This window comes from Rhodococcus sp. Q, assembly GCF_005503035.1.
Taxonomy (GTDB): domain Bacteria; phylum Actinomycetota; class Actinomycetes; order Mycobacteriales; family Mycobacteriaceae; genus Rhodococcus_G.
The window spans coordinates 20,095-45,764 of record NZ_SCOY01000030.1; the positions used below are offsets into that span (position 1 = coordinate 20,095).

Here is a 25,670-nt window from a genome sequence, read left to right on the forward strand (position 1 = left end):
GATACGGTGATCGGATGCGGACAGTGGGCATCGACCTCGCGGCCGAACCGGACAAGACGGCGGTCGCCGTCATCGAGTGGGAAGCGAGGTCGGCGCGGATCGCCGACCTTCGTCTCGGCGCGTCCGACGCCGACATCGTCGCGGTCGTGACGCCCGCCGATCGCGTCGGTATCGACGCGCCGTTCGGGTGGCCCGACGCGTTTGTCGACTTCGTCGCCGCGCATCATCGGGGTGATCCGGTCTCGGTCGACCTCGGTACGAAGGCGGGGCGCCAACCGTTGGTGCGTCGCCACACGGATCGCGTGGTGCACGAGGTGACCGGGATCGTTCCGCTGAGCGTGTCCGCCGACCTCATCGCGCACGTGGCATTGCGCTGCGCCGGGCTGCTCGGGGAATTGGCCGTCGCCGGACTCGACGTCGGTAGGGTGGTCGGGTCGGTGGTCGAGACCTATCCGGCGGCGGCATTGAAGCTGTGGGGACTGCCGTCCCGTGGATACAAGGGCGTCGCGAACAGTGCGCGCCTGGCCGACCTGGTGAGCCTGTTCGAGGCCGCCACACCGGGATTCGACTTCGGTCCGTACCGTGACCTGTGCACGGCGTCGGATCATGCCTTCGACGCGGTCGTCGCGGGAACGATTGCCCGCGCCGTCGACCTCGGGCGGACCAGGCTTCCCGTCGCGGACGCCGTCGACGTCGCACGGCGTGAAGGGTGGATTCACCTTCCCGGCGGGACCCCGGGCGACCTGCTTCGGGGAGCCTGCGCGGACTCGGAGTGAGAGCCCGAACTCGGACCGGATTCCTTGTCAGCTCGCGCGTTCGACAACCAGGAAGGTCGCGATGCGGCCGATCAGGTCGTAGGGGATCGGCTTGTTCAACGGGAACTTCGCGGTTCCCGGGCCGGACCGGTAGGGGGCGAGCTCGGCGGCGAACGCGTCGTCGCCCTCCGGGAGGGGATACACACTGACGTGCTTGGCCCACCCGGCGAAGTGCACGACCGGCTTGCCGTCGACGGTGAGAGTGGGGATCTGGTAGCTGATCTTCTCGCCTGCGTCCGGAACGGCGTCGTGGAGCGTGCGCCGGATCCTGTCGAGCACCTCGCGGGTCTCGTCGGGGAACGACGCCAGATAGTCGTCCACCGAGTCGAATGTCTCTGCCATGAACTCCCTTTCGGCGATCACATCGGTACGACCGCGGTGACCTGCAGTTGATCGACGTTGGGTAGTGCGCATCCGGTGCCCGGGTAGGCGACGAACAGCGCGGTCGAGTCGTCCGGCGGATACACGTGAAGTCCGGCAACCGGTGTCGGGCCACACTGGTAGTCCGGGTAGTTCAGGACCTGTACCGCGCGGACCGTCGCCGTCGCGCGTCCGCCGGGGGGCAGGGTGGTGGGACCGCTCGGCGAACCCGACCGGGTCGCCGCCGCGCCGACCTCCGTGCCGTTCTCGGCGGTGACGTACGAGACGCCGGGGAAGCCGGACAGGATGCAGGTGCGGTCGCCGGTGTTCGTGAACACCAGCGGCATCGTCACGGACCCCGCCGATCCGTCGGTGCGCCCGAGGTTCAGTGACAGTTCGTCGGCGGTGCACCGGTCCGCGACCGGAATGTCCGTCGTCGCCGACACGACCTGGTCCGTGGGTGCCAACTCGATGGTGATCGATTGCGGTGGGTCGTCGTCCGAGGAACACCCCGCGAGGATCGTCACGGCGACCAGGACACCGGCGCCCAGGACAACGGTGCCAAGCGCAGCGGCGCGAGTGATCACCGCGGACCCCGTCGCAGGCATTCCTCGAACAGCTCGCGCACCTCGCGGACGTGGTCGTCGAGACCCTCCGTCGTCCAGTCGGTCGTCGGCACCGGGTCGAGGACCTCGACGTGAACCGTGCCGGGATGGGCGACAAACGAATTGCGCCACATCAGTTCGCCTGCGTCGTGGATGACGATCGGCACGACCGGAACCCCGGCCTGCAGCGCCAGGTGGAAGCCGCCCTTCTTGAACCGGCCGAGTTTCGGAGTGGGAGACCGGGTTCCCTCCGGCGCGATCGCGATGGAGATCCCGGACTTCAGTTTCTGCACCGCGGGAGCGAGCGCGGCCTTGGCTCGTGACGTGTCGGCCCGATCGACGTACGCGACGTCGAGCAACGCCCCGACGGGAGCGAAACGCGGATCGTGTGACGCCTCCTGCTTCGCCACGCCCGTGACGTCCCGGCGGATGACGGTGCCGAGCACGAGCACGTCCAGTGAACTCTGGTGGTTGAACATGAAGACCGCGGGACGATGGCTCCACGCATTGTCGCGTCCCCGTACCTCGACGTGAATCCCGAGGATCGTCAACGCGAGATCGGGCCCGACGGTCCCGACGAGATTCGCGGCGTTCTGACGACTGCGGGTCAGCAGACCGGCGCCGACGCCGACCGCACTGGCGGTCATCAGCGCACCGAGCGCGGTCGCGGTGCGGGCCGTGGCCAGCACCGTCGGTCCGCGCTGCGGCTCCGCGAGGCGAACCACGGGCCACTCGCTGCGCTCGGCCCGTCGGGTGAGGCTGCGGTCCGGATTGAGTGCAACGGGCCTGCCCACCGACTCGAGCATCGGCACGTCCTCGTTGCCGTTCGAGTAGGCGAACGCGTCCGCGAGGTCGGCGCCGTGACCGGCCGCGTACTCGGCGAGTGCCTTCGCCTTCGCCTCGCCCCACAGCGGCGGTGCCGCGAGGCGTCCGGTCAGCATGCCGTCCACCACTTCGGGAGTCGAGCAGAGCACGTCGGCGATGTCGAGGTCGTCCGCGACGTACTGCGCCTGGTACGGCGTCGCGGACGTCGCCATGACGATCGTGTGTCCGGCCCTGCGGTGCGCGGCGAGGATGTCGCGGGCGTCGCGGTAGATCATGCCCGCGATCTCCTGCCGGAACAGCCGCAGACCCCACTCCCGCAGTTCGTCGTCCTGCCTGCCGGCGAGGGCCTGCACGGCGATGTCCATCAGTGCGCCGACGTCGGCTCCCCGGAACTGCGTGTCGAAGGCCGCACCGGTCGTGCGCAGCAGCTCGCCGAGACTGATGTCGAAGCTGCGCAGTCGATCCCGGTACACGACTGACGCCGAGTACCCCGAGATCAGGGTGCCGTCGAGGTCGAAGGCGGCCAGCGTTCCCGGGCCGGGCGGCGCCTCCGCGATCGCCCGGTGCAGGTCGTCGAGGGCGGTCATGCGCTCGGCCCGTCCGCGTCGGATTCCGGTGCGCTCGCGGCCACACCGGGTACGGTCAGGGTGGCGAGTCGCTCGTGAGCGAGTTCCCGGATCCGCCGCACCCGACCGACCAGGGCCCGTATCTCCGCGGCGAACTCCTCCCGGCGCACCACGACGGCATCGGCGCCCGCCGCGTCGCCGTCCTCGACGTCGGTTTCGACAAGCCCTCGATTGCGGGCCAGCGCCAGGGCGGTGCCGAACAGTTCGCTCGAGATCGACTCGCTGCTGGCGATCTGCTGGCGCAAGCGGCGCTGCTTGGCAATGCCGAGACACGTTGTCATGAAAGATTTCTCGTCGAACGTCGACGACACCGGCATCACTACCAGCTGATCGGCCACCACCTCGTAGGCTTCGAGGAACGGCTGCAGCACCCGGTGCGCCAGGTAGGGGAGAACCGCCTCCAGCATCTTGGACGCGTGGTCGGGGTCGTCGAGGTCGTTCTCCCAGCCGGGGCGGATGATCGTCAGTTCGTCCCGCATCTGTTGTTCGAACGTGGCCTTGTCCGGGAAGAAGAACTCGAACTTGAGGATGTCGCGGATGCGTTTCGCGTCCTCCCACCCCGACGTCACCAGGTTGTCGGGGTGATCGTCGACGGCGCCCTGGATCACCAACTCCGCGATCGCGCGGGTGACGAGGAAGTGGATGCTGTTGTTGCGGTAGAACGCTGCGACGAGGTGCTGATCGGATCCGAGGTAGTAGACGAGTTCGTCGCCCTCGGCGTAGCGCCGCAGGACACCCGAATCGAGGTGTGTCTGCAGTGCCTTCCGCACAACCTGCGGATTCGTCAGGTCGACGTCGCCCGCTGTCGGCAGGTCCCGGATCAGGATGTACTCGATGAGCGGAGTCAGGATGAGCTCCAGCTCGCGGACGGTCAACGCACGATCCTCGATGCCGAGGAAGGCCAGCAGCACCAGTGACGACGCGGTGATCGGCGTGACCTCGTTGATGCGGTGGCAGACCTCGAACGCGGTCTTCTGGATGGCGCGACGCTGATCGGATTCCTGGGCGAGAGCCTGCGCCAACGACAACGGTCTGCCGATGGTCACGTGCGCGACACCGTTGCGTTCACCCTGCGCGCGGACGTAGCCGACCATCCACCGCAGACCTTCCTTCTGCTTGACCTCGCCGTGCGCCTCCGCCGCCATCGCCGACACCTCGTACAACTGGTCGTAGATGAGCGACACCGGAACGAGATACACGTCCGAGGCGACCGACGACTGGAACGCCTGCGCGAGATACGTGAGAATCCCGAAGCGCGGCGGCCGCAGCTTCCCGGTGCGGCCGCGGCCGCCCTCGATGTACCACTCGAGGTTGAACCGCTTCGTGATCAGGTACCGCATGTACTCGCGCAGCGTCCACTTGTACACCTCGTCGTCACCGAACTTGCGCCGGATGAACACGGTGCCACTGCGTTTCCCGATCGGACCGATCGGCCAGAAGTTGATGTTCAACCCGCCCATGACGTGATTGAGCGGAAGGTCGTTGGCCAGCAGCGCCGGACGCAGCACCAGCGGGTCGAGGTACGAGCGATGGCTCGGCAGGAACACGAGTGAGTGCTGGCGGTTGAGTTCCCGCAGCTCGTCGAACCGGGCGGTGTCCACGTCGAGGCGGTAGGCGCGGGAGAAGTAGCGGCCCAGCCTGCCCCACAGTGCGACCGCACGCCTGCTCTGCGTCGCGACCAGCTCGTCGAGGGATGTCCGGGCGTGCTGGTCGACATCGCTGAGTCGGACGTTCTGCTCCGCCGAGAGCCGACGGATGCCCTCGCGGTACCGCCTGCTGTCGGTGATCTCGTCGACCACGAACCTCGACACCTTGTACTGGTCGCCGAGCAGGGTCCGTTCGGCCCGTTCCAGTGCCAGCGCGGCCTGCCTTCGGATGTACTCGGGCAGCGATCCGCCGCCGTCCTCCGCGAGGCGGCGTTCGAGGTCACTCAGGGGGGCGGGCTCACCCTCGATCACCCGGCAGCGCGTCGGATCGGTGCGGAGCAGTCGCCGCTGCGCGCCGCGGCCCGGATGCAGTGGGTCGCGCGGGGACATCGCCTCGCGCATGCGAACCGTGCCCGGCTCGTTCGGGTTCCGCGGCAGCCACACCACCCGAACCGGCGTCAGCAGCGGGTCGTCCTCGCGTCTGGTCAGGTCGAGCAGCGCCTGATCGGTGATGGCGACCGCGGTCGCCGGGACGGTGGCGTCGCTCAGTTGCTCGCCGAGCCAGGTGTGCAGCACCCCCGACTCCGTCTCCGTCATCGCTTCGGTCAGGTACACCCGAGGCCTCGTCGAGTTCGTCATCGCACTCCCCATCCTCGCTGCACGGCCATGCTCACAGCACCTCCATCCTCGCCGAGGTCGTCAGCTCGACCCGTCGGACACGCCAAGGGCCACCACTTCGTCGAGGGCCTCCTGGAGGCAGTCCATGAACAGCTTCGGATCGGCTACCGCAGCCGTGTCGAGGTTGACGCCGATGCAGCACACCCCGACGTGCGAGACCATCGTCGCCATCACCGCGCAGCCCGGCGCCGGGCCGAACGGGAACATTCGGTCGATCCGGGCGCCCGCGAGGTAGACCGGAACGGGAACTCCGGCGACGTTGCTGGCCTGCAGATCGAGTCCCGTCGACTGTGACAGGTACCAGTTGGCGAGCAACCAGGTCGGGAGTCGAGACAGGACGGGTGCGGCCACGTCGAGTGCGTCGATCGCCGGTTCCTCCCGCAACCCGAGGACGATCGCCCGCACCTTCGCGATGCGCTCGGTGGGGTCGTCCACGGTCGCGGGACCCACGAACCGGACCGCGGTGAACCGGTTGCCGCCCGACGGATCCGAGGCGGTGCGCATGTTCACCGGCATACCCATCGGGACGGGGGAGGGCTCCTGGCCTCGTGCACGTTGATACCGGGCGAATCCTCCGAGCAGCGCGGCGACATAGGCGTCGTTCACCGAGCCGCCTGCCGCTCTGGCCGCGGCCTTGAGTTCGGGCAGACCGACTTCGAGGACGCCGAACCACCGTCCGAGGCCGCGGTCGCGGAGCAGGGGAGAGCCCTCCGCCGGCGGCGGCGTGACGATTCGGCGCAGTGAGTTCGCGTAGCCGAGCACGTCCCCCGCCGTCCCCAACGGATCGGTGACGGCCGCCGCCGCGGTGCGCACCGCGCCGTCGACGAGTCCTCGGATGAGGCCGGGAGTGCGGCGCAGCTGCGTGACGACCTCCTCGCCGAAGGCCGTCACGGTGTTCAGGTTCTCCGGCGGCGCGGGCAGACGGTCGGGCTTGTCCGGGGTCGGCTCGCGGCGCCTGCTGTGCAGGAGCGTCATCAGGCCGATGCCGCCCATGCCGTCGGTCATGCTGTGGTGGGTCTTGACGAAGTAGACCGCGCGGCCGTCGTCGAGTCCCTCGATCAGCATCGCCGTCCACGGAGGCCTCGCCTTGTCGAACGGCTCGCAGGCCAGATGCCTGCAGATCCGCAGCGCGTGGTCGAACGTCGCGGGCTCGGGCAACCGAACCCGACGCAGGTGGTAGTCCAGGTCGAATTCCGGGTCCACCGACCACACCGGATTGCCCAGGCCGAAAACGGGTTCCACGGCGCGCATCCGAATCCGCGGGACGATGTGCGACGCCCATTCGTGCGCCCGCACGAGCCGATCCCAGTCCGGGGATTCGTCGAGGACATCCACGGCGACGATCGGTGACCGGAGCCTCGGTTGTGCCTCCTCCATCCGCCACATGCCTGCCTCGAGATCGGACATGGTGCGGTCCCAACCCGCTGCCACACCGGAGAGGTCGACATCCACCGCGCTCGGAGGAACGAGAGGTCGGCCGTCACCCATGTCGCACTCCCAACGTCGTCGACTGCTGGTTGCGCACACGCCGCCGTCCACTCCAGGTCGTTGCCGACGCGGGTCACGCCTGCGGGTGCCTCCCTCAGTCTGTACCCGCCCGGTGCGCTCCGGGGCGGATTCCGTCGTGAGTGCGAGTGTCGTGCCGGGTGGGCACGCGTGCGCGTCGTGCCGAGGCCGTCCACCGGACGGGGGAGTCGACCCGTATCGCCTCCGGATCCAGCCGGGGGGTGTATGAGTGTTTTGTGGTGCATCACACACGCCGGTTAACCAGATGTTTCGATGCTGGCTATACAAACAATGCTCTGACCGCGCTAGATTGCCCCCATCGCTCGGTGCCGGTGATTCGTTACAGGTCCGGCGAAAGTGTCGGTTGGTTGGCCGACGCTCGTTGTTACCGCGCCCGGATGCGCGGAGTGCGTGATTGGAGTTACCGATGGCCGTGACGAGTGCTATCGACGGGATCGTGCGGGCAATCTTCGCCTACGAGTTCGACGACCTGGATTCCGTCGACCCGGATGCCGTCGATGCGATCAGGGCCGGGAAGCTGGACGACTGGGTCTGTGCCGTCGCCGACTCCGGACTGCTTGCCAACGACATGGTGCGCGACCTCGAAGCTGCCTGGCGTGGAAACCCGGAACTCCTGGTCGACGCCCTGTTGGACGGCTCCGACGAGGTCACCTCACGGCGAGTGCGGGCGTCGCGGGTACCTGCAGCTGTCGCTGCCGAAGCCGCGTTCGTCAGCTGATCCCAGAGGGCGGCCGACCGTTCGTCGTCTCGTTCGTCACATCAGTCACAGTGGACACTCTGTTACCAGATTGTGGCGATTCGTCCTCGTCAAGGCCGAGAATTCCGGCTAGGTTGGGCTCCAATCGCTCGACGGCGTCACAGTGTTACACCGTCGCTCGAAGTCATTACGACGAAGGGATCGGCCGTATGAACAACATGGCAACTCCGACCCAAGAGTTGATGAGTGCGGTTCTGTCCTGTGAGTGGGACGGCGGGGAGATCGACGTCCACGCCGTCGACCAGGTACGCGACGGTGAGCTGAACACCTGGCGAGAGGCGCTCTCGGACAGTGGACTGTTCACGGACGAGGCCCTCGCCGGAGTGGTCGCGGCATGGCGCCGCGACCCCGAGATCCTCGTCGACGCGCTGCTCGCGGGAGCCGACGAGATCTCCCGTCGACGACTGAAGGCTCCGCGCCGCGCGTCGCTGCTTCCCGTCCTCTGCACCCGCTCGGGCGTCCTCGGCTGATCCGAGATCATGAGCCCTCACCGATCACGACGACGTCGTCATCGGTGAGGGTTCTGTATTTCACGCCCGACCTCCGGTAGCCGTCGGCAATGCGGTCGATCAACTCGACCTCCTCTGCCGGATAGCCCGGAGAACGATGGTGCGGCACGATCGCGAAATCGATCAGACCGAGACCGTCCCAGATCGGCGTCGTCCCGCACACCGCCTCGACCTCGGCCGGGTCGTCCACGAGTTCGAGGCCGCGCAGGCTCGGTGACATCACGCACGCGCCCGCGCTGTAGCCGGCGTACGCCAGCGCATCCTGCCGCAGCAGATCCGTCAGAACCACGTCACCGCCGCACGCCGCGAGCTGTGCGCGCAACACGAAGGTGTTGCCGCCGCGGACCCACACCGCGTCGCACCCCGCCAGATGATTCCGCAGGGCGTCGGGCGTGCCTGCGTACTCGCGCAGGTCCAACTCGTGTGCGTCGAAACCGAGTCTCCGCAACGGAACCAGGTCGGACACCACGGCAGAGTCCCGCGCCGTCCCCCAGGCATCCGCGGCGTTCGCGATCACCGCGACCCGGCCCGGGCCGCCGACGAGGCGCACGAACCGGTCACGGTGCGCGCCGAACCGGTACGACGCGAGAAACAGTCGCATCGCCGTCAGATCGTGAACGCCAGATTGGTCGCGATCTGGATGCCGAGTTCCTCGTGACCGGTGATCGTCACCTCGCCCGCTCGGTCGGTGGGCGAGACCCGGCCACCGCACAGCCGGGTGAACAGCCGCGAATCCATGGCCAGTGTCGTCGTCGCCGGTCCAGGCAGCTCGTCGACCAGCGCGGCGCGCCCCTCGACCGCCACGTGAATGTTCCGAGCCAGCGGACCGGTCAGTGCGAAGGTCACCGACGTGCCCTGCGGAGCCCTGCCCTTCTTCGCGACGGCGAAGGGGACACCCGAGAGGAGTTCGGCGAGGGCGTATTCGGCACGCACGTCACCCTCGTCGCCCGGCCGCCCGATCGCGTCGCGGATGTCGTGTTCGTGGAACCAGCAGTCGAACAGGCGGGTCCGCATGAAGCGGCCGTAGCTGTCCGGGCCGACCGGCGTCATCGACGGCGCGTCGAAGTCGGCCTGGGTCATCGTCCGGAGCGCGTCGGCGCGGCGGGAGGTGATGTCCCGGTAGTGAGCGAGGATCTGCTCGGGCGTGTGCTCACGCAGTCCGTGGATCCAGCGTTCGTTGAACGCGCCGATCGGATTGTGCACGTGGGGCGAATCGGGGACGTCGCCCTCCTCGACCGGCGGATCGATACCCGCGAGCATCGACTCCGTTCCGATCAGGTGCGCCACAACGTCCTGCACCGACCAGCCGGGCAGGGGAGACGGCGTCGACCACTGCGCGGGCGTCAACTCGTCGAGCAGGAATCCGATCGTCTGCCACTCGCCGATCAAGGCGTCCGTGAGGGGTTCCTTGTCGAGCAGGGTCGGTGTCTTCGCGTCACTCACCCGGCCAACTCTAGGACCGGCCCACTGGCCGCGCCGGGAGTAGGCGAATCCGGCGTGCCTACCCGGCGCAGCGCGGGCAGGGGCGTTCGGGACCGTCGGGCAGGAACGCGCCGCACTCCGGGCACACGCGATCCAGCCAGCACACCGGGTCGCCGCCGAGGTCGTCGCCGCTCGATTTCCGCGCGTCGGAGTGCTCCGTCATCGGCTCGTGGGTCATCGGCTCCTGGGTCATGGGCTCACGGCTCGCAGGCTCGCGGATCACCGGTTCTCGTCCAGGAACTCCGCCAGGACCTCCGCGTGGCTGTGCGCGACGTCCCGGGTTGCGGTCAACAGCACGAGGGCATGACCCTGCGCGAGAGCGCGGACGTGGTCGACGGACTCCCGGCCCGCGTCGGATTCGAGCTCGGCCCGATAGCGGGCTCGGAACTCGCGGAAGTGAGAGGTGTCGTGGCTGTACCAACGACGCAGTTCCGTCGACGGGGCGAGGTCCTTCGCCCAGTCGTCGTAGTGGAAGGAGTCCTTGCGGACCCCACGCGGCCAGAGCCGGTCCACGAACACGCGAACCGTGCCCGCTTCGGCTTCGGGATGGTCGTAGACCCGTTCGACGGTGACGTGCCCGCCGCCGAGGGCGGCTCTGGTCACTGCATTCCTGTCGGTCATCGATCGCCTCCGGTGCTTACGCCCGAATCGTCACGGCGTGCTGTGTTGGCTCCCACCTGAGCCCAGTTTAGGGAGTCCGGACGGACCGCGCCGGGCACATCGTCGAGTTGTGACGGTTACCCGCTTACCGTTGTGAATCTCACGCCCTTGGTGTGTGCTCTGTGAGATCCAGTTGCGCTACGAACAAAGGTCCAGGTCACCCAACATGCCGAATCAGGCCTGTGACCTGGGGCACAATAAGAGGACTCTGTGCTGGGTTAACTCCAGTACGGATTCGATTCAGTAGGCGAAAGTCGGGATCCGAGGTGCCTTCGGGACCGTAAGTCTGGCTAGCATTGGCCCACCTCGTGCCGCCGGACATACGCCGTTCGTCCGCATTCGGGCCTCCACCCTCTCGGCCCGCCCCAATTCATCGCAGGAAAGCAGTCACATTGGAAACATCGAAGAGCACGCCGCAGGCGCGCCCGACGGTCGGCGTCGTTCGGGAAACGAACGACGGCGAACGGCGAGTGGCCCTCGTGCCCAAGGTCGTCACGACTCTGATCGGCAAGGGCCTCGACGTCGTCGTCGAAGCCGGTGCCGGACTCGGGGCGTTGATCCCGGACGAGCTGTACAAGGAGGCCGGTGCCACCATCGGCGACCCGTGGTCGGCTGACCTGGTCGTCAAGGTCGCGCCGCCCACCGACGCCGAAACCGCGAAGCTGAAGTCGGGATCCGTCCTGATCGGATTCCTCGCGCCGCGCACCAACCCCGACGGGATCGCCGCACTGAAGGCCGCGGGCGTGTCCGCGTTCGCGGTCGAAGCCATCCCGCGCATCTCCCGCGCCCAGGTGATGGACGCGCTGTCGTCGCAGGCGAACGTTGCCGGCTACAAGGCCGTCATCGTCGCCGCATCGGAGTCCACCCGGTACTTCCCGATGCTGACCACCGCCGCGGGCACCGTGAAGCCGGCGACCGTGCTGGTCCTCGGTGTCGGTGTCGCCGGCCTGCAGGCCCTCGCGACCGCGAAGCGGCTCGGCGGCCGGACCACCGGCTACGACGTCCGTCCGGAGGTCGCCGACCAGGTGCGCTCCGTCGGCGCGCAGTGGCTCGACCTCGGTATCGACGCCGCTGGTGAAGGCGGCTACGCGCGTGAACTCACCGAGGACGAGCGGGCCCAGCAGCAGCAGGCGCTCGAGAACGCGATCAAGGGCTTCGACGTGGTCGTCACGACCGCACTCGTGCCCGGCCGTCCCGCTCCTCGCCTGGTCACCGCCGCAGCGGTCGAAGGCATGAAGCCCGGCAGCGTCGTCGTCGACCTCGCGGGCGAAACCGGCGGCAACTGCGAACTGACCGAGCCCGGCCAGACCGTCGTCAAGCACGGTGTGACGATCTGCTCGCCGCTGAACCTGCCCGCGACGATGCCCGAGCACGCGTCGGAGCTGTACTCGAAGAACCTGCAGGCCGTCATCGAGCTGATGCTCGACGACAGCGGCGCACTCGCACCCGATTTCGACGACGAGATCCTCGCGGCCGCCTGCGTCACCCGGGAGGCGAACGCCTGATGTACAACGAACTGCTCGCGAACATCGCGATCCTGGTCCTGGCCGGGTTCGTCGGATTCGCCGTCATCTCCAAGGTTCCGAACACGCTGCACACGCCGCTGATGTCGGGTACCAACGCCATCCACGGCATCGTCGTGCTCGGCGCGCTGGTCGTCCTCGGCCACCTCCCCGGCGACGCGCCGTGGTCGATCAAGCTGATCCTGTTCGTTGCGCTGGTGTTCGGCACCCTGAACGTCGTCGGCGGCTTCGTCGTCACCGACCGGATGCTCGCGATGTTCAAGCCCAAGAAGGCTGTGGCCGAGAAGAAGGAGGCTGACGCCTGATGGGCTACCTCGTCACAATCCTGTACATCGTCGCGTTCTCGATGTTCATCTACGGTCTCTCGGGTCTGACCGGCCCGAAGACCGCGGTGCGCGGCAACTACATCGCTGCCGTCGGCATGCTGGTCGCCGTCGTGGCCGTGCTGATCGACGTCCGCGAGACCGACAACTGGATTCTCATCGCCGCCGGCCTGATCGTCGGTGTCGTCCTCGGTGTGCCGCCCGCGCTGCGCACCAAGATGACCGCGATGCCGCAGCTGGTCGCGCTGTTCAACGGCGTCGGCGGTGGCACGGTCGCGCTGATCGCGTGGGCCGAGTTCCTCAACTCCGACGGCTTCACCGCGGTCGAGGCGATGCCGTCGGCACCGTTCATCGTCGGGTCGCTGTTCGCCGCGATCATTGGTTCGGTCTCCTTCTGGGGCTCCCTCGTGGCATTCGCGAAGCTGCAGGAACTGCTGAACAAGAACGTGGAGAAGGTGTTCGTCTCCAATGCCAAGGCCTTCCAGGTCGCGAACATGGCGTTGGCGCTGATCTCGATCGGACTTGCCGTCTACATCGGCTTGGGCGCCGACGGTGACCCGCAGTCGTCGCTGCTGATCCTCGGGCTGCTCGTTGCGGCCGGTGTGATGGGCCTGTTCGTGGTGCTGCCGATCGGCGGCGCCGACATGCCCGTCGTCATCTCCCTGCTCAACGCCCTCACCGGTCTGTCCGCCGCGGCAGCCGGCCTGGCACTGAACAACCAGGCGATGATCGTCGCAGGCATGATCGTCGGTGCGTCGGGCACGATCCTGACCAACCTCATGGCCAAGGCGATGAACCGGTCCATCCCGGCGATCATCTTCGGCTCGTTCGGCGGCGGTGACGCCGGCGGTGCGGGCGGTGCGGCAGCCGGTGGCACCGTCAAGGCGACCTCCGCCTCCGATGCGGCGATCCAGATGGCGTACGCGAACCAGGTCATCGTCGTCCCCGGCTACGGACTGGCGGTCGCGCAGGCCCAGCACGCCGTCAAGGAAATGGCGAACCTGCTCGAGGAGAAGGGCGTCGAGGTCAAGTACGCGATCCACCCGGTCGCAGGCCGCATGCCCGGACACATGAACGTCCTGCTCGCCGAAGCCGACGTCGAGTACGACTCGATGAAGGAGATGGACGACATCAACGGTGAGTTCTCCCGCACCGACGTCACCATCGTCATCGGCGCCAACGACGTCACCAACCCGGCCGCACGCCAGGACTCGTCGTCCCCGATCTACGGGATGCCGATCCTCAACGTCGACCAGTCGAAGTCGGTCATCGTGCTCAAGCGGTCCATGTCGTCCGGCTACGCCGGCATCGACAACCCGCTGTTCACCGCGGACCAGACGTCGATGCTCTTCGGCGACGCCAAGAAGATGGTCGGCGCCGTCACCGAGGAACTGAAGGCGCTGTAGATCCGGCACCGCCACAGGCAACGAAGGCGCCCCTCTCCGACTCGATCGGGGAGGGGCGCCTTCGTTGCTTCGTGTTCCGGAGCCGGTGGTCAGGTGATGACGCTGCCGGTCGGGATGAGTGCGGTGGTGATCGCGGCGATCACCAGGGCGAGTGGGTCGAACTCCGTGATGCTTCCCATTGCAGTGACTCCTCGTGTGGATCAGAGAGTGATCGGCATCGGTTCGTTGTCGATGATCAGGTCCAGGATGAACCCGATGATGTCCTCGACGCTGCCCATGGATGCTCCTGTGTGGTGTCGCGGTTGTTGTCGGCCCGAGGATAGCCACCCGATTGGGTCCTGGCGGCCCACACTGCCCGTGACATCCGCCGCTCGACGCACCCGGACCGTCCTGGTGGTGAGTGCTGGCTACTCGGGATCGACGGGACGGGTCTGCCCGTAGCCGGTGCGCACCGCCTCCTCGATGACGGCCTGCAGGTGCGTTTCGGTCATCGACCGCGGCGTCGCGACCGACGCTGCCTTCAGGTACACCCGGCACAGCCATTCGAGGAGGACCGCGTTGTCGAGTGCCTGGGTCAGTGACGAGCCGACTGCCACGGTCCCGTGGTGAGCGAGGATCGCGGCCCGCGTGTGCCGGAGCGCGTCCAGGGTCGCGGTGGTGAGTTCCTCGGTGCCGAACGGAGCGAACGGCACCAACGCCAACTTCCCGCCGAGCAGCAGCTGCTGGTAGTGCACGACCGGGAGTTCGTCGGCCACCAGCGACAGCGCCACCGCGGCTTCCGAATGCGCGTGCACGACAGCCGTCGCGTCCGAATCGCGGTACACCCCGAGGTGGATGCCCAGCTCCGAGGTCGGCTGCAGCAGACCGCTGCGATGGCGACCGTCGAGATCGACGACGGTGACGTCGTCGGCGGTCGCCGTGGCGAGCGTGACACCGGTTGCGGTCAGCGCGACGAGGTCGCCCATCCGGACGCTGACGTTCCCGGCGGTGCCGAGAACGAGTCCCTGCCGGGCCAGCTCGCGGCTCGTCGCGGCGACCTCCGCCCGAGCGAGGTCGAGCTCGTGTCCGGTCACGCCGGGTCACCGCCGCGCTCACGAACGAAAGCCTGGACGGTGGCCAGGTCGAACGCGCCGTGGTCGCTGCCGAGTCCCTGGGCGACCTGGGCGGCAGTGGCGTTGCCGAGACGTGCGGCGTCCACGGGCCCGAATCCGAGCGAGATGCCGCGCAGGAAGCCCGCCGAGAACGAGTCGCCGCAGCCGGTGGTGTCGACGACGTCGACGTCGTAGGTCGGCACCTCGGTGATGCCGTCGGCGGTGGCGATGACGGTCGGCTTCGCGCCCGCCGTCGCGACCACACACCGCGCGCCCCGCTCGACGAGGCGACGGCACCCGTCGTGCAGGTCGGTCGTCGCGGTCCAGCCGAGCACCTGCTCGTCGTTGGGCATCAGGAAGTCGATGTGCGGCAACGCCGCCTCGAAGTACGCGAGGGCCTCCGGCAGTCCCGCGGCCAGGCTGTCCGCGGAGGTGACGGCACCGTTCGCGCGGGCGCGGGAAAGCAGTTGCGCCGCAACCTCGCCGCCGTAGAACTCGGGTGCACCGAGATGCACGATCTCGGCGTCGTCCAGCGCGTCCCACGGAACATGCTGCGCCAGAAACATGTTGGCGCCCACGACGTGGAAGGCGGGGCGTGAACCGTCCGGGCGGATCGGCAGCACCGACGCCGACGTCTGCACGTCGGACGTCCGGTGCAGCAGCGACGTGTCGACACCGTCGCGTTCGAGCAGCGAGGTGAGCAGGGTGCCGAGGGCGTCGTCCCCGATGACGCCCGCCGAACGCACCGACGCCCCGAGCTTGGACAACACCAGGCCGGTTGCCGCCGCGGTGCCGGCGGCGGTCATCGTGATCTGCTCCACCAGGGCACCACCCTGGCCTTCGGGGATCTCCGTCACCGGACGGACGAGGGTGTCGAGAACGTGCACGCCGACGACGAGGGCGCGCACCTGATTCGAATCCGTGGTCATGCCGTCATTCCTTCTGTATGAGTAGGTCGATCGAGTTCCGAGTCCGTGCGTTCGGACAGCACGACCGCCTCGAGCGCCCGCATCGAACGGTCGAACTCGGCCGCCATCCCCCTGCGGAGGACGCGGTGCACCAGCGCGCCGAGGGGGCGAGGCGCGAGGTCGAAGTGGAACTCGTAGGTCATCGACGTCGCCGCACCGCCGCTCAGTGGTGCGAACCGGAAGACGTTGACGACGTCGCGCAGGGGTGCGAATCCGGTCCCGGAGTCGACCCGCAACCGTCCGGGTTCCATCTCGCGCACCGTCCACGTGGCGTGGGTGGTGAGCGGGCCGATCGAGGCGACCGTCTCGGTGTACTGGCCGCCGATCTCGGCGAGCCCGTGGTGGGTGTGGACCTCGTGCACGCTGGTGACCCAGTCGGCGTAGCGGCGAGTGTCGCTGGTGACCGCCCACACCTCCTCCGGCGTCACCACCAGGTTCCGGTGTGCGCGAATCACGAATCGGTCGGTCATGCGGTACTCCCTTCGGCGGCAAGGATTTCGGCTGCCGCGTTCTTTCCGGACCGGACGGCCCCGTCCATGTAGCCGTTCCAGTGATTCACGTGCTCGGCGCCTGCCCAGTGCACCTTCCCGAACGGGACGTCACGCCACCGTCCGAGACTGGTGAGGGTTCCGGGAGTGAGGACCGATGTCGGCCCGCCCCGCGTCCACTCCTCGGAGGTCCAGTCCTTCTCGATGCACATGGTGGGGTGCAGGGCCTGGGGGCCGAGTGCGGTGGCGAACGCGCGGAGCACCGCGCCGCGTCGCTCGGTGGGAGACTTCGGCGCCCAGGTTCGCCACTGGTCCGCACCGACGAATCCCATCAGGACGCCGGGGCCGCCGTCGGGTGGTGAGTTGTCGAACATGGAACAGACCGGGAACGACGGGTCTCGGAAGATCGCCTGCCCGGACAGTCCGTCCCCGCGCCAGAAGGGTTCCGGGTACACCGCCTCGAACTTGGCGAGGGTCCCGAAACTCATCCTCTGGAAGAGTGCCTCCTGCGGGGCGGGCAGCAGGGGGTCCCAGTCGATGCGGGTGGCGAGTACGGGCGGCACGGCCACCACGACGTGATCGGCGGTCCACCGGTCGGTGTCGGTGTGCACGACCACCTTCGGACCGGTCTGGTCGATGCGGCGCACCGGGGAGCCGAGCGTGACGATGTCGCCGAGGTCCTCGGCGAGGCGCAGTGAAACGCGTTGTGACCCACCGACGAATCGCGCGTCCTGGGCAGCCCCGGTGACGCCCATCATCCGGCCCACCGTTCCCGGCGTGTACTCGTTGCCCGCGCCGGCGACATACCAGAGGCCGAACAACGCGGACGCGTCGGCGGCGGTGCCGCCGAATGCCGACCCGAGCAGGATGTCGAGCAGTTCGACACCGCCGTCGGTCACCGCGCCGCGTCGGCACCACGTGGCGAGGGTCTGGGAGTCCAGGGTTCGGGCGTCGGCGGCGCGCCACGGCTCGTCGAGGGGGATCGAACGCGCCGCCCGATCGATCCGGGAGATGAGCACCCCGACGTCGAGCAGCGCCGACGGGTCCGGCGGGACCCCGCCGCCGAAGCGTCGGGCCACCCCGTCCTTGACGTAGACGTTGGTGCCGGTGTCGAACGCGGGGAAGGTGGCGACCCCGAGTTCGGCTGCCAGCGAGAGGATGTGGTCCTGGGTCGGACCCACGAACTGTCCGCCGGCCTCGACGACGTGCCCGCCGCCGATCTCGTGGTCGACGGTACGGCCGCCGACACGGTCCCGTGCCTCGAGGACCTGGACGGAGTGACCGGCGGCGCGCAGAGTCCGCGCCGCGGTGAGTCCGGCGAGTCCGGCGCCGACGACGAGGACGTCTCTGTGGTTCGTCATCGACGGCCGCCGTTCGTCGCGGGAACAGACGACCGCAGGCCGATCTGCAGTGCACCCGCGGCCTCGGCGAGCGCCGCGGTGGCGGCCTGCCCGACACCCGTCGCGTTGACCAGTCCGTGCACGATGCCGGGGTGCCGTCGGATTCCGACAGGAACGCCCGCCTCGCGCATCCGCCGCGCGTAGGCCTCACCTTCGTCGCGCAGCACGTCGAAACCGGCAGTCGCGACGTATGCGGGCGGTAGTCCCGACAGGTCCTCGGCCAGCAGCGGCGACACCAGTGGGTCGACGGCTTGCGCCGGGTCGGTCAGGTAGTGATCTCGATACCAGTCCATCTGCGCCTCGGTCAGGAAGAGGCCGTCGCCGAACAACTCGTAGGAACGGTGCTTCGAGCTGAGATCGGTCACCGGCATGAACAGAAGCTGGAAGTCGGGAGTTCGGCGATCCGGTCGTGTGCGGGCCTCGATCGTGGTGGCCAGCGACACCACGGCGGCGAGGTTGCCTCCGGCACTCTCGCCGCCCACTCCGACCGCGGTGGGATCGATGCCCAGGTCGTCGGCGTGCGCGATTGCGTGGTCGAACGCGGCGATCGCGTCGTTCACCCCTGCGGGGAAGGGATGTTCGGGAGCGAGCCGGTAGTCCACCGACAGCACCGCAACGCCGGCTTTGGCGGCGAGGAAGCGGCACACCGAGTCGGCGGCACCGAGCCCTCCGAGCACGAATCCGCCGCCGTGGAAGTACACGAGTAGTGGCAGGCGCAGGCCGGGGTCGTGGTGCGGGCGGTAGAGCCGGGCCGGAATCGGCCCGTCGGCCCCGGCGACCGTGAGCTCGCGGACCTCGCCGACCTCGCTGGCGGCGCCGACGATCCACGCCTCCCGGTCGATCTGGGCTCGCCCTTCCGGTAACGGCAGCTTCTCGAAGGTCGTTCCGGCGGCGAGGGTCATCAGTCGAAGTCCGAGCTGCACCTCCGTGTCCAGCTCGGTGCCGTCGATGCGGAGGGGCCTACCGCCGAGCAGTCGCTGCACCGGGCGAGGCAGAGCGGCGACGGTGCGGAGCACCGCCCGGGCGAGCCGGTCTGCGGAGTGGGGTTTCTCCGAAGGCATGTGTCTCCTTGCGTGAGTGCTCGTCGTGACCGGTCCGGAAAGTCGAGCGGCGGACCGTGGTGGAGCAGATGCTAGGCCAAAGTCTGGCCAACTGACCAGACTTTGCGGCGGTCGGTATCGTCGCGGTCCATGGACACCGGCGGACGCACGCACTACACGCGCGGTCGTGAGCGGCGCGACGACCTGATCAACGCCGCCATCCGGACGATCGCGCGCCGCGGACTCGAACGCGTGACCTTCCGCGCCGTCGCCGAGGAAGCCGGATTCCCCCCGTCGACGACCAGCTACTTCTTCGACTCGGTCGACGACGTGATCGACGCCGCCATCACCCGGGTCGCCGACAGCGTCACCGCCAAGGTTGCCGCGCTGCTCGACGCCAGCCGGTCCGGGGAACTGGACGCCGCAGACCTCGCCGAAGCGATGATCGACATGGTGTCCGGTCAGGACAGCTACGATTCCATCGCCCAGTTCGACGCCTACCTGGCTGCGCGCCGCCGACCGGAGCTGGCGGAACCCGTGCACCGCATCATGCGCGGCCTCGAGGAGTCGACCGAGAACGCGCTTCGCGCGCTCGGGGTGGACGACCCCGTGGTTCCCGCGCAGCAGTTCGTCGCCCTGATCGACGGATTCACGCTGCACGAGATCGCGAGGCCGGGGCGGACCGAGAGCCGGGACGCGCTGCGTGACCTGCTGATTCGGGTCCTCGACTCGTACGTCGGCGACTCCCGGATCCGCTAGGCGGTCGGTTCGGAAGCGTTCTCGTCGGCGATGCCGGCACCCGATGTCGCCGGACGCACCTGGCCGGCGAACCACGATGCCAGCAGGACGATCACGAGCGGCACGACGAGCGTCGCCGTCAGCGGCATCAGGTGGGTGAGCCACCCCAGCAGTGCCGGACCCGCGAGCAGTCCGATGTACCCCATCCCGACGACCCGCGACATGTTCACGCCGGGAGCGCCGCCGTGCAGGTTGCCCGCCGCCGTGAAGATCTGCGGGATGCACCCGGACAGGCCGAGCCCGAACAACGCCCATCCGGCGAGCGTCAACGGAACCCACACCGACGCGATCACGGCAGTCAGCCCGACCGCCGCGATCAGCGTCCCGTAGCGGACGACCGCGACCGGACCGAAGGTGGCTGCCACCCGGTCGGCGGTGAGTCGGCCGACGGTCATCATCACCGCGAATGCGCCGAACGCCAGTGCCGCCGTCGACTCGGAGGTACCCAGGTGTTCCTTGACCTGCAGGGTGCTCCAGTCGTTCGCGGCGCCCTCGGCGAGGAACACCGCGAACGCGATAGCGCCGAGGGTGAGGATCTTCGCGGTCGGGGTGCGTCCGGAGGCGGCTGCGCCGGCGGGGTGCTGCGGGGCGGAGTGATGTTCGTGGGGGAGAAGCATCGGCACGCAGGCGAGGATGAGCACGGCGCCCAGCGCCGCCGCCCCGGACAGGGCGGTCAGCGGACTCCACCCGGCGGCCAGCGTCGCCGCGCCCAGCAGCGAGCCGACGACACCGCCGAGCGAGAACAGTGCGTGGAACGCCGACATGATCGGTCGGCCGTACGCGCGTTCGACGTGCACGGCCTGCGAGTTCATCGACACGTCGAGCGCCCCGTTGCCGAGGCCGAACACGGCGAGTGCCGCGGCGAGCGTGACGGTGTCCGTCGCGAGGCCGGGGCCGATCGCCCCGGCCGACAGCAGTAGACCTGCCGCACCGACCATCGGTTTGCTGCCCCACCGGTCGGCCAGCGGCCCCGCGATCTGCATGCCGATCAGTGCGGCGCCCGCCAGCACCAGCAGCAGCCATCCGAGGGTGGCGTGGCTGATGCCGGTGCGTTCGGAGATCGCGGGAATGTGCACCACCCACGCGGCGAGCAGGAATCCGTTGACGGCGAAGACGCCGAAGACTGCGGCGCGGGCACGGCGGAGGCGGGCGGGGTCGAGCGTGGTGAGAAGCATCGCTCCCCATTCTGGCCGCTCCGCCGCCAGGTGCGCCTTCCTGGTGGTCAGAACTACCACGAAGGCGCACGGGCGGCGGAGCCACCGAGGAGGGTGGCGACGTCGGCGAGGAAGCGCGAACCCTGCTCACCGTCGACGACACGGTGGTCGAACGAGAGACCCAGCGTTGTGACCCAGCGGGGAACGACCCGGTCGTCGACCACCCAGGGGCGGCGCGCGACAGCACCGAGGCACAGGATCGCCGCCTGGCCGGGCACGAGGATCGGGGTGCCCGCGTCGACGCCGAACACGCCGACGTTCGTGACGGTGATGGTGCCGCCGGTCAGGTCGGCGGCAGTGGACGTGCCTGCGCGGGCCGCGGCGGCCGCGCCGGACAGCGCCTGCGCGAGGTCGAGGAGGGTCATGGCGTGCGCGTCCCGGACCGTCGGCACGAGCAGGCCACGGTCCGTCGCGACCGCGACGCCCAGGTTCACGTGCCCGAACGTGACGATCTCCTGCCGCTCCTCGTCCCAACTCGAGTTCAGTTCGGGGTGGGTCCGCAGCGACACCAGCATCGCCTTCGCGACCAGCGCCAGCGGGGTCAGCGTGATCTCGGTGAAGGCGGCCGTCGCGCGCAGCCGGTCGAGCAGGTCCATCGACGCCGTGACGTCGGCGGTGACGAAGACGGTCACGTGCGGTGCGGTGAACGCGCTGCGGACCATCGCGTCGGCGGTTCGTTTGCGGACGCCGTGAACGGGGGTACGGGTTTCGCCGGGCTCCGCCGTTCCGATGTTCCCGACGTCCCCGAGATCCCCGACCGTGACGGCGCCGCCCGGGCCGCTGCCGCGCACCGTCGCCAGGTCGACGCCCAGTTCCCGGGCCAGGCGACGCGCGGACGGCGTCGCGTCCGGGCGGGCCTGGGGGCCGTCGTCCGGGCGTGGTGCTGGGGGCGGGCGGCGTCGCCTGGTCCCGGTCTGTGTGGTCGGCCCGTAGCCGACGAGCACCGGATCACCGTGCGGTGCAGCCTGTTCGGGCAGGTCCGTCGTGTCGATCCGAATCAGCGGCGCACCGACGGCGACGATCGTGCCCGGCTCGGCGAGCAGTTCGACGACGACGCCCGCGAAGGGAGACGGCAGTTCGACGCCTGCCTTCGCGGTCTCGACCTCCGCGATCGGTTGGTTGAGTGTGACGACGTCGCCCGCGGCCACCGTCCACGACACCAGTTCGGCGTCGGTGAGGCCTTCGCCGAGGTCGGGTAGCCGGAACTCGTGAACGGTCACGGCGTCACCCGGCGAGGGTCCGGTCGACGGCGTCGAGGATCCGGTCCGGGTCGGGAAGGTAGTGCTTCTCGAGCTTTGCGGGCGGGTACGGCGTCGCGAAGCCGCCGACGCGCTGGATCGGGGCCTCCAGTTGGTAGAAGCAGCGTTCGCCGATGCGGGCGGCGATCTCCGCGCCCAGCCCCGCGAACACCGGGGCCTCGTGGGCGACGACGAGCCGGCCGGTGCGGCGCACGGACGCTTCGACGGTGTCGAAGTCGATGGGGGAGAGCGACCGTAGGTCCACCACTTCGAGGGAGTGGCCCTCGCTGTCGGCGATGCCGGCGGCGGCCAGTGCGGTCGCCACCATCGGTCCGTACGCGACGACGGTCGCGTCCGTACCGGTTCGGGTCACGCGGGCGCGGTACAGGTCGAGGTCGGGTGGTGCCTCGGGGTCGTAGTCGCCGCGATCCCAGTACCGCCGCTTCGGTTCGAGGAAGATCACCGGGTCGTCGTCTGCGACGGCCTGCCGGATCATCGTGTACGCGTCGGCGGGAGTGGACGGCGTCACCACCCGCAAGCCCGCGGTGTGCGCGAAAAGGGCCTCCGGCGACTCCGAATGATGTTCGACCGCACCGATTCCGCCGCCGAACGGAATGCGGATCGTCAGGGGTGCCCGGACGCGACCCTCGGTGCGGTAGTGGATCTTGGCGACCTGCGAGACGATCTGGTCGAACGCGGGGTAGACGAAGCCGTCGAACTGGATCTCGCACACCGGCCGGTACCCGCGCAGTGCGAGACCGAACGCGGTTCCGACGATGCCGGATTCGGCGAGGGGTGTGTCCATGACGCGATTCGAGCCGAAGTCCTTCTGCAGGGTGTCCGTCACCCGGAACACTCCGCCGAGAGCGCCGATGTCCTCGCCCATCAGTACGACCTTCGGGTCGTCCTCCAGCGCGCGACGCAGCCCGGCGTTGACGGCGCCCGCGAGCGTGGTGGTGGTCATGACGGCACCTCCTCGAACGAGCGAAGGTAGTCGCCGTACCGCGCGCGTTCCTCGTCGAGGAGGGGATGCCCGTGGGTGTAGACGTGCTCGAACAGGGCCGCCGGGTCGGGGTCGGCGAGTGCGAGGGTGCCCGCGCGGAACGCGGCGGCGGCATCGTCCGCCTGCTCGCGGACGGCGGAGTCGAAGGTGTCGTCCCATCCGTCCTCCGCGTCGAGCAGACGACGGATCCGCTCGAGGGGATCGCGCGCCTGCCACGGCGCGACGTCGGCGCCCGTGCGGTAGCGGGTGGGGTCGTCGGACGTGGTGTGCGGACCCATCCGGAACGTCAGCGCCTCGACGAATCCGGGTCCGCCGCCGTCGCGGGCACGGGCAACGGCGCCACGGGTGACGGCGAGGACCGCGAGGACGTCGTTGCCGTCGACCTGCACCGACGGGATCCCGTAGCCGGTTGCCCTCCGCGCCAACGGAATCGGGGACTGCAGACGCACCGGTTCGCTGATCGCCCACTGATTGTTCTGGCAGAAGAACACGACACCGGCGCCCCACGTGGCCGCGAACCCCAGTGCCTCCGCGATGTCGCCCTGACTGGTCGCACCGTCGCCGAAGTAGGCGACGGTGGCGATCTCGGCGCCGTCCAGGTGTGCGCCGAGCGCATAGCCGACGGCGTGCAGTCCCTGCGCACCGACGACGATCGCGGGGTTCGTCATCGCGTGCGCGTTCGGGTCCCAGCAGGACAGGGACACGCCGCGCCACAACCTCGGCCACTGCGCCGGGTCGACGCCGCGGCAGTACGCGAGGCCGTGTTCGCGGTAGCTCGTGAACACGTAGTCGTCGGGGTGCAGTGCCCGCGCTGATCCGATCTGGGCGGCTTCCTGGCCTAGGCACGGCGCCCAGATCCCGAGTTGACCCTGCCTCTGCAGCGCGGTTGCCTCGGCGTCGATACGTCGCACCACCGCCATGTCCGTGTACAGCCCGCGCAACCGTGCGGTGTCGACGTCGGCGACGACCTCCGCGTACGGCGCACCGTGCACCCGCCTGCCGTCCGGTTGGACCAGCTGGACCGGGTAGACCTTCTTGTCGCCCACCGGGACCTCCTCGCGGTAGCCGTCGGGGAAGTCCTCGTGAGACGACGCCCGACGCGCCGAGCCCTCACCACCAGCATCCCCCTTTGTCGCGGTGGCGCAAGGTGCGCGTACCAGCGGGCCGATGCGGAGTCGTGATATCCAGCAGACCGTGTGATTGGGGCACTAGCATCGACGGTTCGGACGGGCATGCCGCCGAATCCGTAGGGCCAGGGCCGGACGGTCCGGCGATCAGGAGGGATCAGTCGATGAGCAATGCCGTTGGCCTCAACGAGGAGGCGGTCGCCGCCTGGATCGCGGACCTCGGGATCGGAGCGCTCGCGCCACTGACCTTCCAGCGCATCGGCAACGGTCAGTCGAACCTCACCTACCGGGTGACGGACTCCAGCGGTTCCCAGTGGGTTCTGCGCAGACCGCCGCTCGGACACCTGCTGGCGTCCGCCCACGACGTCGCCCGCGAGTACCGGATCATCACCGCCCTCCAGGGCACCGGAGTGCCCGTTCCGAAAGCCCTTGCCCTGACGGAGGACCCGTCGGTCACCGACGCTCCCCTGATGCTGATGAGTCACGTCGACGGCGTCGTCGTCGACAACATCGGAGTTGCCAGGAAGCTGACGCCCGAGCTGCGCCGCGCAACGGGACTGTCCATGCCGAGGGCGCTCGCGCGCATTCACGGCGTCGATCTCGAACTCGCGGGCCTCGACGACCTGGCGAGCCGATCTCCGTTCGCCGAACGCCAGATGCGACGGTGGACGGGGCAGTGGGAGAAGTCGAAGACGCGCGAGGTCCAGGCGCTCGACGATCTGACCGAACTGTTGGCTCGGTCGATCCCGCAGCAGACCGAGACGACCCTCGTGCACGGTGACTTCCACCTGAGTAACGTCATCACCTCCAAGGACGACGGCAAGGTCGTCGCCGTTGTCGACTGGGAATTGTCCACGCTGGGTGATCCGCTCGCCGACGTCGGAGCGCTGCTCGGTTACTGGGCGCAGGCCGACGACGCCGTGACCGGTCCGTTCGTGGCGTCGACGGTGGAGGGGTTCCCGACACGTGACGAACTCGCCGAGGTGTACTTCGCCGAGACGGGCCGTGACCCGGCGGCACTCGGTTTCTGGCATGCGCTCTCACTGTGGAAGCTCGCGATCATCGCCGAGGGGGTGTTGCGTCGGACGTTGGACGACCCCCGCAACACCGCCGAGTCGGGCGCGCCGTCCGTGAAGCTCATCGACGACATCGTCGAACGGGCACGCGAGACCGCCGACGCCGCCGGCCTTCGCTGACCTTCCGGCAAATGCCTGGCGTGAGTAGGTTTTTCGATACTCCTCTTCATGGCGATGGGTAGGGATTGCGAAGTCCGCAGTGTGGTAAGTGATTTCACTCGTACATCGACAGTCGGGGTGGTCGGGTCTGTAATCATGATTGGACCTTTGCTTCACTGCCGCTATCGGTTTCGAGCATTGCGCGAACTCGAAGCCGTGCTCGTGTCCGTGATTTGATTCCCGAAAGTGGCACGCAATCCGCTGTGGTGGTGGCACACTCGTGCTCGGCCGATTCGGCTGTACGTGACACCGCGAACCCACCGCGTACACGGTGGAGTGACCGGGTTCGACGCGCTTCCTATCGGGGGGAGTTCGTCATCGCACCC

General features: G+C 68.7%; 26 protein-coding genes. 8 read left to right on the forward strand and 18 right to left on the reverse strand.

All coding sequences use genetic code 11. The annotated features are described in order from the left end of the window. Window positions 1–14: 14 nt before the first annotated feature. On the forward strand, window positions 15–776 hold the full coding sequence (locus FFS72_RS21170) for a DUF429 domain-containing protein (RefSeq protein WP_137875783.1): 762 nt from the start codon (window positions 15–17) through the stop codon (window positions 774–776). Window positions 777–803: 27 nt separating this feature from the next. Here FFS72_RS21170 and FFS72_RS21175 read toward each other — a convergent pair whose 3' ends face one another. From FFS72_RS21175 to FFS72_RS21195, 5 genes are read right to left on the reverse strand one after another with little or no spacing between them, the layout of a single operon-like run. Further along, complete coding sequence (locus FFS72_RS21175) at window positions 804–1,157, reverse strand: iron chaperone (protein ID WP_137875784.1); 354 nt, start codon at window positions 1,155–1,157, stop codon at window positions 804–806. A 17-nt stretch (window positions 1,158–1,174) separates the two neighbouring features. Next, window positions 1,175–1,783 carry a DUF4232 domain-containing protein gene (locus FFS72_RS21180; RefSeq protein ID WP_137875785.1) on the reverse strand — a complete coding sequence of 203 codons (609 nt, stop codon included), beginning with the start codon at window positions 1,781–1,783 and terminating at the stop codon, window positions 1,175–1,177. Continuing rightward, the gene (locus tag FFS72_RS21185; protein WP_137875786.1) at window positions 1,759–3,192 is read right to left on the reverse strand and encodes an HAD-IB family hydrolase; all 1,434 of its coding nucleotides are present in this window, start codon (window positions 3,190–3,192) and stop codon (window positions 1,759–1,761) included. Before FFS72_RS21185 ends, FFS72_RS21180 begins: the two co-directional genes overlap by 25 nt. Then, window positions 3,189–5,516 carry a glycerol-3-phosphate 1-O-acyltransferase gene (locus FFS72_RS21190; protein ID WP_137875787.1) on the reverse strand — a complete coding sequence of 776 codons (2,328 nt, stop codon included), beginning with the start codon at window positions 5,514–5,516 and terminating at the stop codon, window positions 3,189–3,191. The genes FFS72_RS21185 and FFS72_RS21190 overlap by 4 nt, the downstream gene beginning before the upstream one ends. 60 nt (window positions 5,517–5,576) lie before the next feature. After that, window positions 5,577–7,043 carry a wax ester/triacylglycerol synthase domain-containing protein gene (locus tag FFS72_RS21195; protein WP_137875788.1) on the reverse strand — a complete coding sequence of 489 codons (1,467 nt, stop codon included), beginning with the start codon at window positions 7,041–7,043 and terminating at the stop codon, window positions 5,577–5,579. 445 nt (window positions 7,044–7,488) lie between these two features. On the opposite strand from FFS72_RS21195, the gene FFS72_RS21200 reads away from it, so the two are divergent. Beyond that, on the forward strand, window positions 7,489–7,800 hold the full coding sequence (locus FFS72_RS21200) for a hypothetical protein (RefSeq protein ID WP_137875789.1): 312 nt from the start codon (window positions 7,489–7,491) through the stop codon (window positions 7,798–7,800). A gap of 221 nt (window positions 7,801–8,021) precedes the next feature. After that, window positions 8,022–8,309, forward strand: a complete 288-nt coding sequence (locus FFS72_RS21205; protein ID WP_137875790.1) for a hypothetical protein — start codon at window positions 8,022–8,024, stop codon at window positions 8,307–8,309. Between the two features lie 7 nt (window positions 8,310–8,316). Here the strand turns inward: FFS72_RS21205 and FFS72_RS21210 are convergent, their stop codons facing one another. The 4 genes from FFS72_RS21210 to FFS72_RS21220 are packed head-to-tail and all read right to left on the reverse strand — an operon-like array spanning window position 8,317 to window position 10,451. After that, window positions 8,317–8,949 (reverse strand): Type 1 glutamine amidotransferase-like domain-containing protein, encoded by a 633-nt coding sequence (locus FFS72_RS21210; protein ID WP_137875791.1) that lies wholly within the window; start codon window positions 8,947–8,949, stop codon window positions 8,317–8,319. Between the two features lie 5 nt (window positions 8,950–8,954). Beyond that, window positions 8,955–9,791 (reverse strand): maleylpyruvate isomerase family mycothiol-dependent enzyme, encoded by an 837-nt coding sequence (locus FFS72_RS21215; protein WP_137875792.1) that lies wholly within the window; start codon window positions 9,789–9,791, stop codon window positions 8,955–8,957. A gap of 58 nt (window positions 9,792–9,849) precedes the next feature. Beyond that, entirely contained in the window at window positions 9,850–10,008 is a 159-nt protein-coding gene (locus tag FFS72_RS26565; protein WP_212744380.1) for a hypothetical protein, read from the reverse strand. A gap of 41 nt (window positions 10,009–10,049) precedes the next feature. Further along, on the reverse strand, window positions 10,050–10,451 hold the full coding sequence (locus tag FFS72_RS21220; RefSeq protein WP_137875793.1) for a DUF488 domain-containing protein: 402 nt from the start codon (window positions 10,449–10,451) through the stop codon (window positions 10,050–10,052). A gap of 431 nt (window positions 10,452–10,882) precedes the next feature. Between FFS72_RS21220 and FFS72_RS21225 the strand changes: the two genes are divergently transcribed. Genes FFS72_RS21225 through FFS72_RS21235 form a run of 3 tightly spaced genes read left to right on the forward strand, consistent with a single transcriptional unit; the run spans window position 10,883 to window position 13,742 of the window. Beyond that, complete coding sequence (locus FFS72_RS21225; protein WP_137875794.1) at window positions 10,883–11,995, forward strand: Re/Si-specific NAD(P)(+) transhydrogenase subunit alpha; 1,113 nt, start codon at window positions 10,883–10,885, stop codon at window positions 11,993–11,995. Beyond that, the gene (locus FFS72_RS21230; RefSeq protein ID WP_050063753.1) at window positions 11,995–12,318 is read left to right on the forward strand and encodes an NAD(P) transhydrogenase subunit alpha part 2; all 324 of its coding nucleotides are present in this window, start codon (window positions 11,995–11,997) and stop codon (window positions 12,316–12,318) included. Before FFS72_RS21225 ends, FFS72_RS21230 begins: the two co-directional genes overlap by 1 nt. Beyond that, complete coding sequence (locus FFS72_RS21235) at window positions 12,318–13,742, forward strand: NAD(P)(+) transhydrogenase (Re/Si-specific) subunit beta (protein WP_137875795.1); 1,425 nt, start codon at window positions 12,318–12,320, stop codon at window positions 13,740–13,742. The genes FFS72_RS21230 and FFS72_RS21235 overlap by 1 nt, the downstream gene beginning before the upstream one ends. Before the next feature lie 407 nt (window positions 13,743–14,149). Here the strand turns inward: FFS72_RS21235 and FFS72_RS21240 are convergent, their stop codons facing one another. The 5 genes from FFS72_RS21240 to FFS72_RS21260 are packed head-to-tail and all read right to left on the reverse strand — an operon-like array spanning window position 14,150 to window position 18,750. Then, window positions 14,150–14,815 (reverse strand): class II aldolase/adducin family protein, encoded by a 666-nt coding sequence (locus FFS72_RS21240; protein ID WP_137875796.1) that lies wholly within the window; start codon window positions 14,813–14,815, stop codon window positions 14,150–14,152. After that, the gene (locus FFS72_RS21245) at window positions 14,812–15,762 is read right to left on the reverse strand and encodes a carbohydrate kinase family protein (RefSeq protein ID WP_137875797.1); all 951 of its coding nucleotides are present in this window, start codon (window positions 15,760–15,762) and stop codon (window positions 14,812–14,814) included. The genes FFS72_RS21240 and FFS72_RS21245 overlap by 4 nt, the downstream gene beginning before the upstream one ends. Beyond that, entirely contained in the window at window positions 15,759–16,271 is a 513-nt protein-coding gene (locus FFS72_RS21250; protein WP_137875798.1) for an SRPBCC family protein, read from the reverse strand. Before FFS72_RS21250 ends, FFS72_RS21245 begins: the two co-directional genes overlap by 4 nt. After that, window positions 16,268–17,650 (reverse strand): flavin monoamine oxidase family protein, encoded by a 1,383-nt coding sequence (locus tag FFS72_RS21255; protein ID WP_137875799.1) that lies wholly within the window; start codon window positions 17,648–17,650, stop codon window positions 16,268–16,270. The genes FFS72_RS21250 and FFS72_RS21255 overlap by 4 nt, the downstream gene beginning before the upstream one ends. Next, the gene (locus FFS72_RS21260; RefSeq protein WP_137875800.1) at window positions 17,647–18,750 is read right to left on the reverse strand and encodes an alpha/beta hydrolase; all 1,104 of its coding nucleotides are present in this window, start codon (window positions 18,748–18,750) and stop codon (window positions 17,647–17,649) included. Before FFS72_RS21260 ends, FFS72_RS21255 begins: the two co-directional genes overlap by 4 nt. A gap of 129 nt (window positions 18,751–18,879) precedes the next feature. On the opposite strand from FFS72_RS21260, the gene FFS72_RS21265 reads away from it, so the two are divergent. Continuing rightward, window positions 18,880–19,488, forward strand: a complete 609-nt coding sequence (locus tag FFS72_RS21265; RefSeq protein WP_137875801.1) for a TetR/AcrR family transcriptional regulator — start codon at window positions 18,880–18,882, stop codon at window positions 19,486–19,488. On the opposite strand, the gene FFS72_RS21270 is transcribed toward FFS72_RS21265, so the two are convergent. From FFS72_RS21270 to FFS72_RS21285, 4 genes are read right to left on the reverse strand one after another with little or no spacing between them, the layout of a single operon-like run. Further along, window positions 19,485–20,702 (reverse strand): MFS transporter, encoded by a 1,218-nt coding sequence (locus tag FFS72_RS21270; protein ID WP_137875802.1) that lies wholly within the window; start codon window positions 20,700–20,702, stop codon window positions 19,485–19,487. The two genes, FFS72_RS21265 and FFS72_RS21270, sit on opposite strands and share 4 nt — an antisense overlap. Before the next feature lie 53 nt (window positions 20,703–20,755). Next, on the reverse strand, window positions 20,756–21,961 hold the full coding sequence (locus FFS72_RS21275) for a dihydrolipoamide acetyltransferase family protein (protein WP_137875803.1): 1,206 nt from the start codon (window positions 21,959–21,961) through the stop codon (window positions 20,756–20,758). A gap of 4 nt (window positions 21,962–21,965) precedes the next feature. Further along, complete coding sequence (locus FFS72_RS21280) at window positions 21,966–22,943, reverse strand: alpha-ketoacid dehydrogenase subunit beta (protein ID WP_137875804.1); 978 nt, start codon at window positions 22,941–22,943, stop codon at window positions 21,966–21,968. Further along, on the reverse strand, window positions 22,940–24,028 hold the full coding sequence (locus FFS72_RS21285) for a thiamine pyrophosphate-dependent dehydrogenase E1 component subunit alpha (RefSeq protein ID WP_137875805.1): 1,089 nt from the start codon (window positions 24,026–24,028) through the stop codon (window positions 22,940–22,942). The genes FFS72_RS21280 and FFS72_RS21285 overlap by 4 nt, the downstream gene beginning before the upstream one ends. Before the next feature lie 245 nt (window positions 24,029–24,273). On the opposite strand from FFS72_RS21285, the gene FFS72_RS21290 reads away from it, so the two are divergent. After that, the gene (locus FFS72_RS21290; RefSeq protein ID WP_137875806.1) at window positions 24,274–25,305 is read left to right on the forward strand and encodes a phosphotransferase family protein; all 1,032 of its coding nucleotides are present in this window, start codon (window positions 24,274–24,276) and stop codon (window positions 25,303–25,305) included. The last annotated feature ends 365 nt before the right edge of the window (window positions 25,306–25,670 follow it).

Bases quoted from the DNA above. Each gene is read 5' to 3' on its own strand.
- FFS72_RS21170 (WP_137875783.1), top strand. From the start codon at position 15: ATGCGGACAGTGGGCATCGACCTCGCGGCCGAACCGGACAAGACGGCG.
- FFS72_RS21175 (WP_137875784.1), bottom strand. From the start codon at position 1,157: ATGGCAGAGACATTCGACTCGGTGGACGACTATCTGGCGTCGTTCCCC.
- FFS72_RS21180 (WP_137875785.1), bottom strand. From the start codon at position 1,783: ATGCCTGCGACGGGGTCCGCGGTGATCACTCGCGCCGCTGCGCTTGGC.
- FFS72_RS21185 (WP_137875786.1), bottom strand. From the start codon at position 3,192: ATGACCGCCCTCGACGACCTGCACCGGGCGATCGCGGAGGCGCCGCCC.
- FFS72_RS21190 (WP_137875787.1), bottom strand. From the start codon at position 5,516: ATGACGAACTCGACGAGGCCTCGGGTGTACCTGACCGAAGCGATGACG.
- FFS72_RS21195 (WP_137875788.1), bottom strand. From the start codon at position 7,043: ATGGGTGACGGCCGACCTCTCGTTCCTCCGAGCGCGGTGGATGTCGAC.
- FFS72_RS21200 (WP_137875789.1), top strand. From the start codon at position 7,489: ATGGCCGTGACGAGTGCTATCGACGGGATCGTGCGGGCAATCTTCGCC.
- FFS72_RS21205 (WP_137875790.1), top strand. From the start codon at position 8,022: ATGAGTGCGGTTCTGTCCTGTGAGTGGGACGGCGGGGAGATCGACGTC.
- FFS72_RS21210 (WP_137875791.1), bottom strand. From the start codon at position 8,949: ATGCGACTGTTTCTCGCGTCGTACCGGTTCGGCGCGCACCGTGACCGG.
- FFS72_RS26565 (WP_212744380.1), bottom strand. From the start codon at position 10,008: ATGACCCACGAGCCGATGACGGAGCACTCCGACGCGCGGAAATCGAGC.
- FFS72_RS21220 (WP_137875793.1), bottom strand. From the start codon at position 10,451: ATGACCGACAGGAATGCAGTGACCAGAGCCGCCCTCGGCGGCGGGCAC.
- FFS72_RS21230 (WP_050063753.1), top strand. From the start codon at position 11,995: ATGTACAACGAACTGCTCGCGAACATCGCGATCCTGGTCCTGGCCGGG.
- FFS72_RS21235 (WP_137875795.1), top strand. From the start codon at position 12,318: ATGGGCTACCTCGTCACAATCCTGTACATCGTCGCGTTCTCGATGTTC.
- FFS72_RS21245 (WP_137875797.1), bottom strand. From the start codon at position 15,762: ATGACCACGGATTCGAATCAGGTGCGCGCCCTCGTCGTCGGCGTGCAC.
- FFS72_RS21250 (WP_137875798.1), bottom strand. From the start codon at position 16,271: ATGACCGACCGATTCGTGATTCGCGCACACCGGAACCTGGTGGTGACG.
- FFS72_RS21255 (WP_137875799.1), bottom strand. From the start codon at position 17,650: ATGACGAACCACAGAGACGTCCTCGTCGTCGGCGCCGGACTCGCCGGA.
- FFS72_RS21260 (WP_137875800.1), bottom strand. From the start codon at position 18,750: ATGCCTTCGGAGAAACCCCACTCCGCAGACCGGCTCGCCCGGGCGGTG.
- FFS72_RS21265 (WP_137875801.1), top strand. From the start codon at position 18,880: ATGGACACCGGCGGACGCACGCACTACACGCGCGGTCGTGAGCGGCGC.
- FFS72_RS21270 (WP_137875802.1), bottom strand. From the start codon at position 20,702: ATGCTTCTCACCACGCTCGACCCCGCCCGCCTCCGCCGTGCCCGCGCC.
- FFS72_RS21280 (WP_137875804.1), bottom strand. From the start codon at position 22,943: ATGACCACCACCACGCTCGCGGGCGCCGTCAACGCCGGGCTGCGTCGC.
- FFS72_RS21290 (WP_137875806.1), top strand. From the start codon at position 24,274: ATGAGCAATGCCGTTGGCCTCAACGAGGAGGCGGTCGCCGCCTGGATC.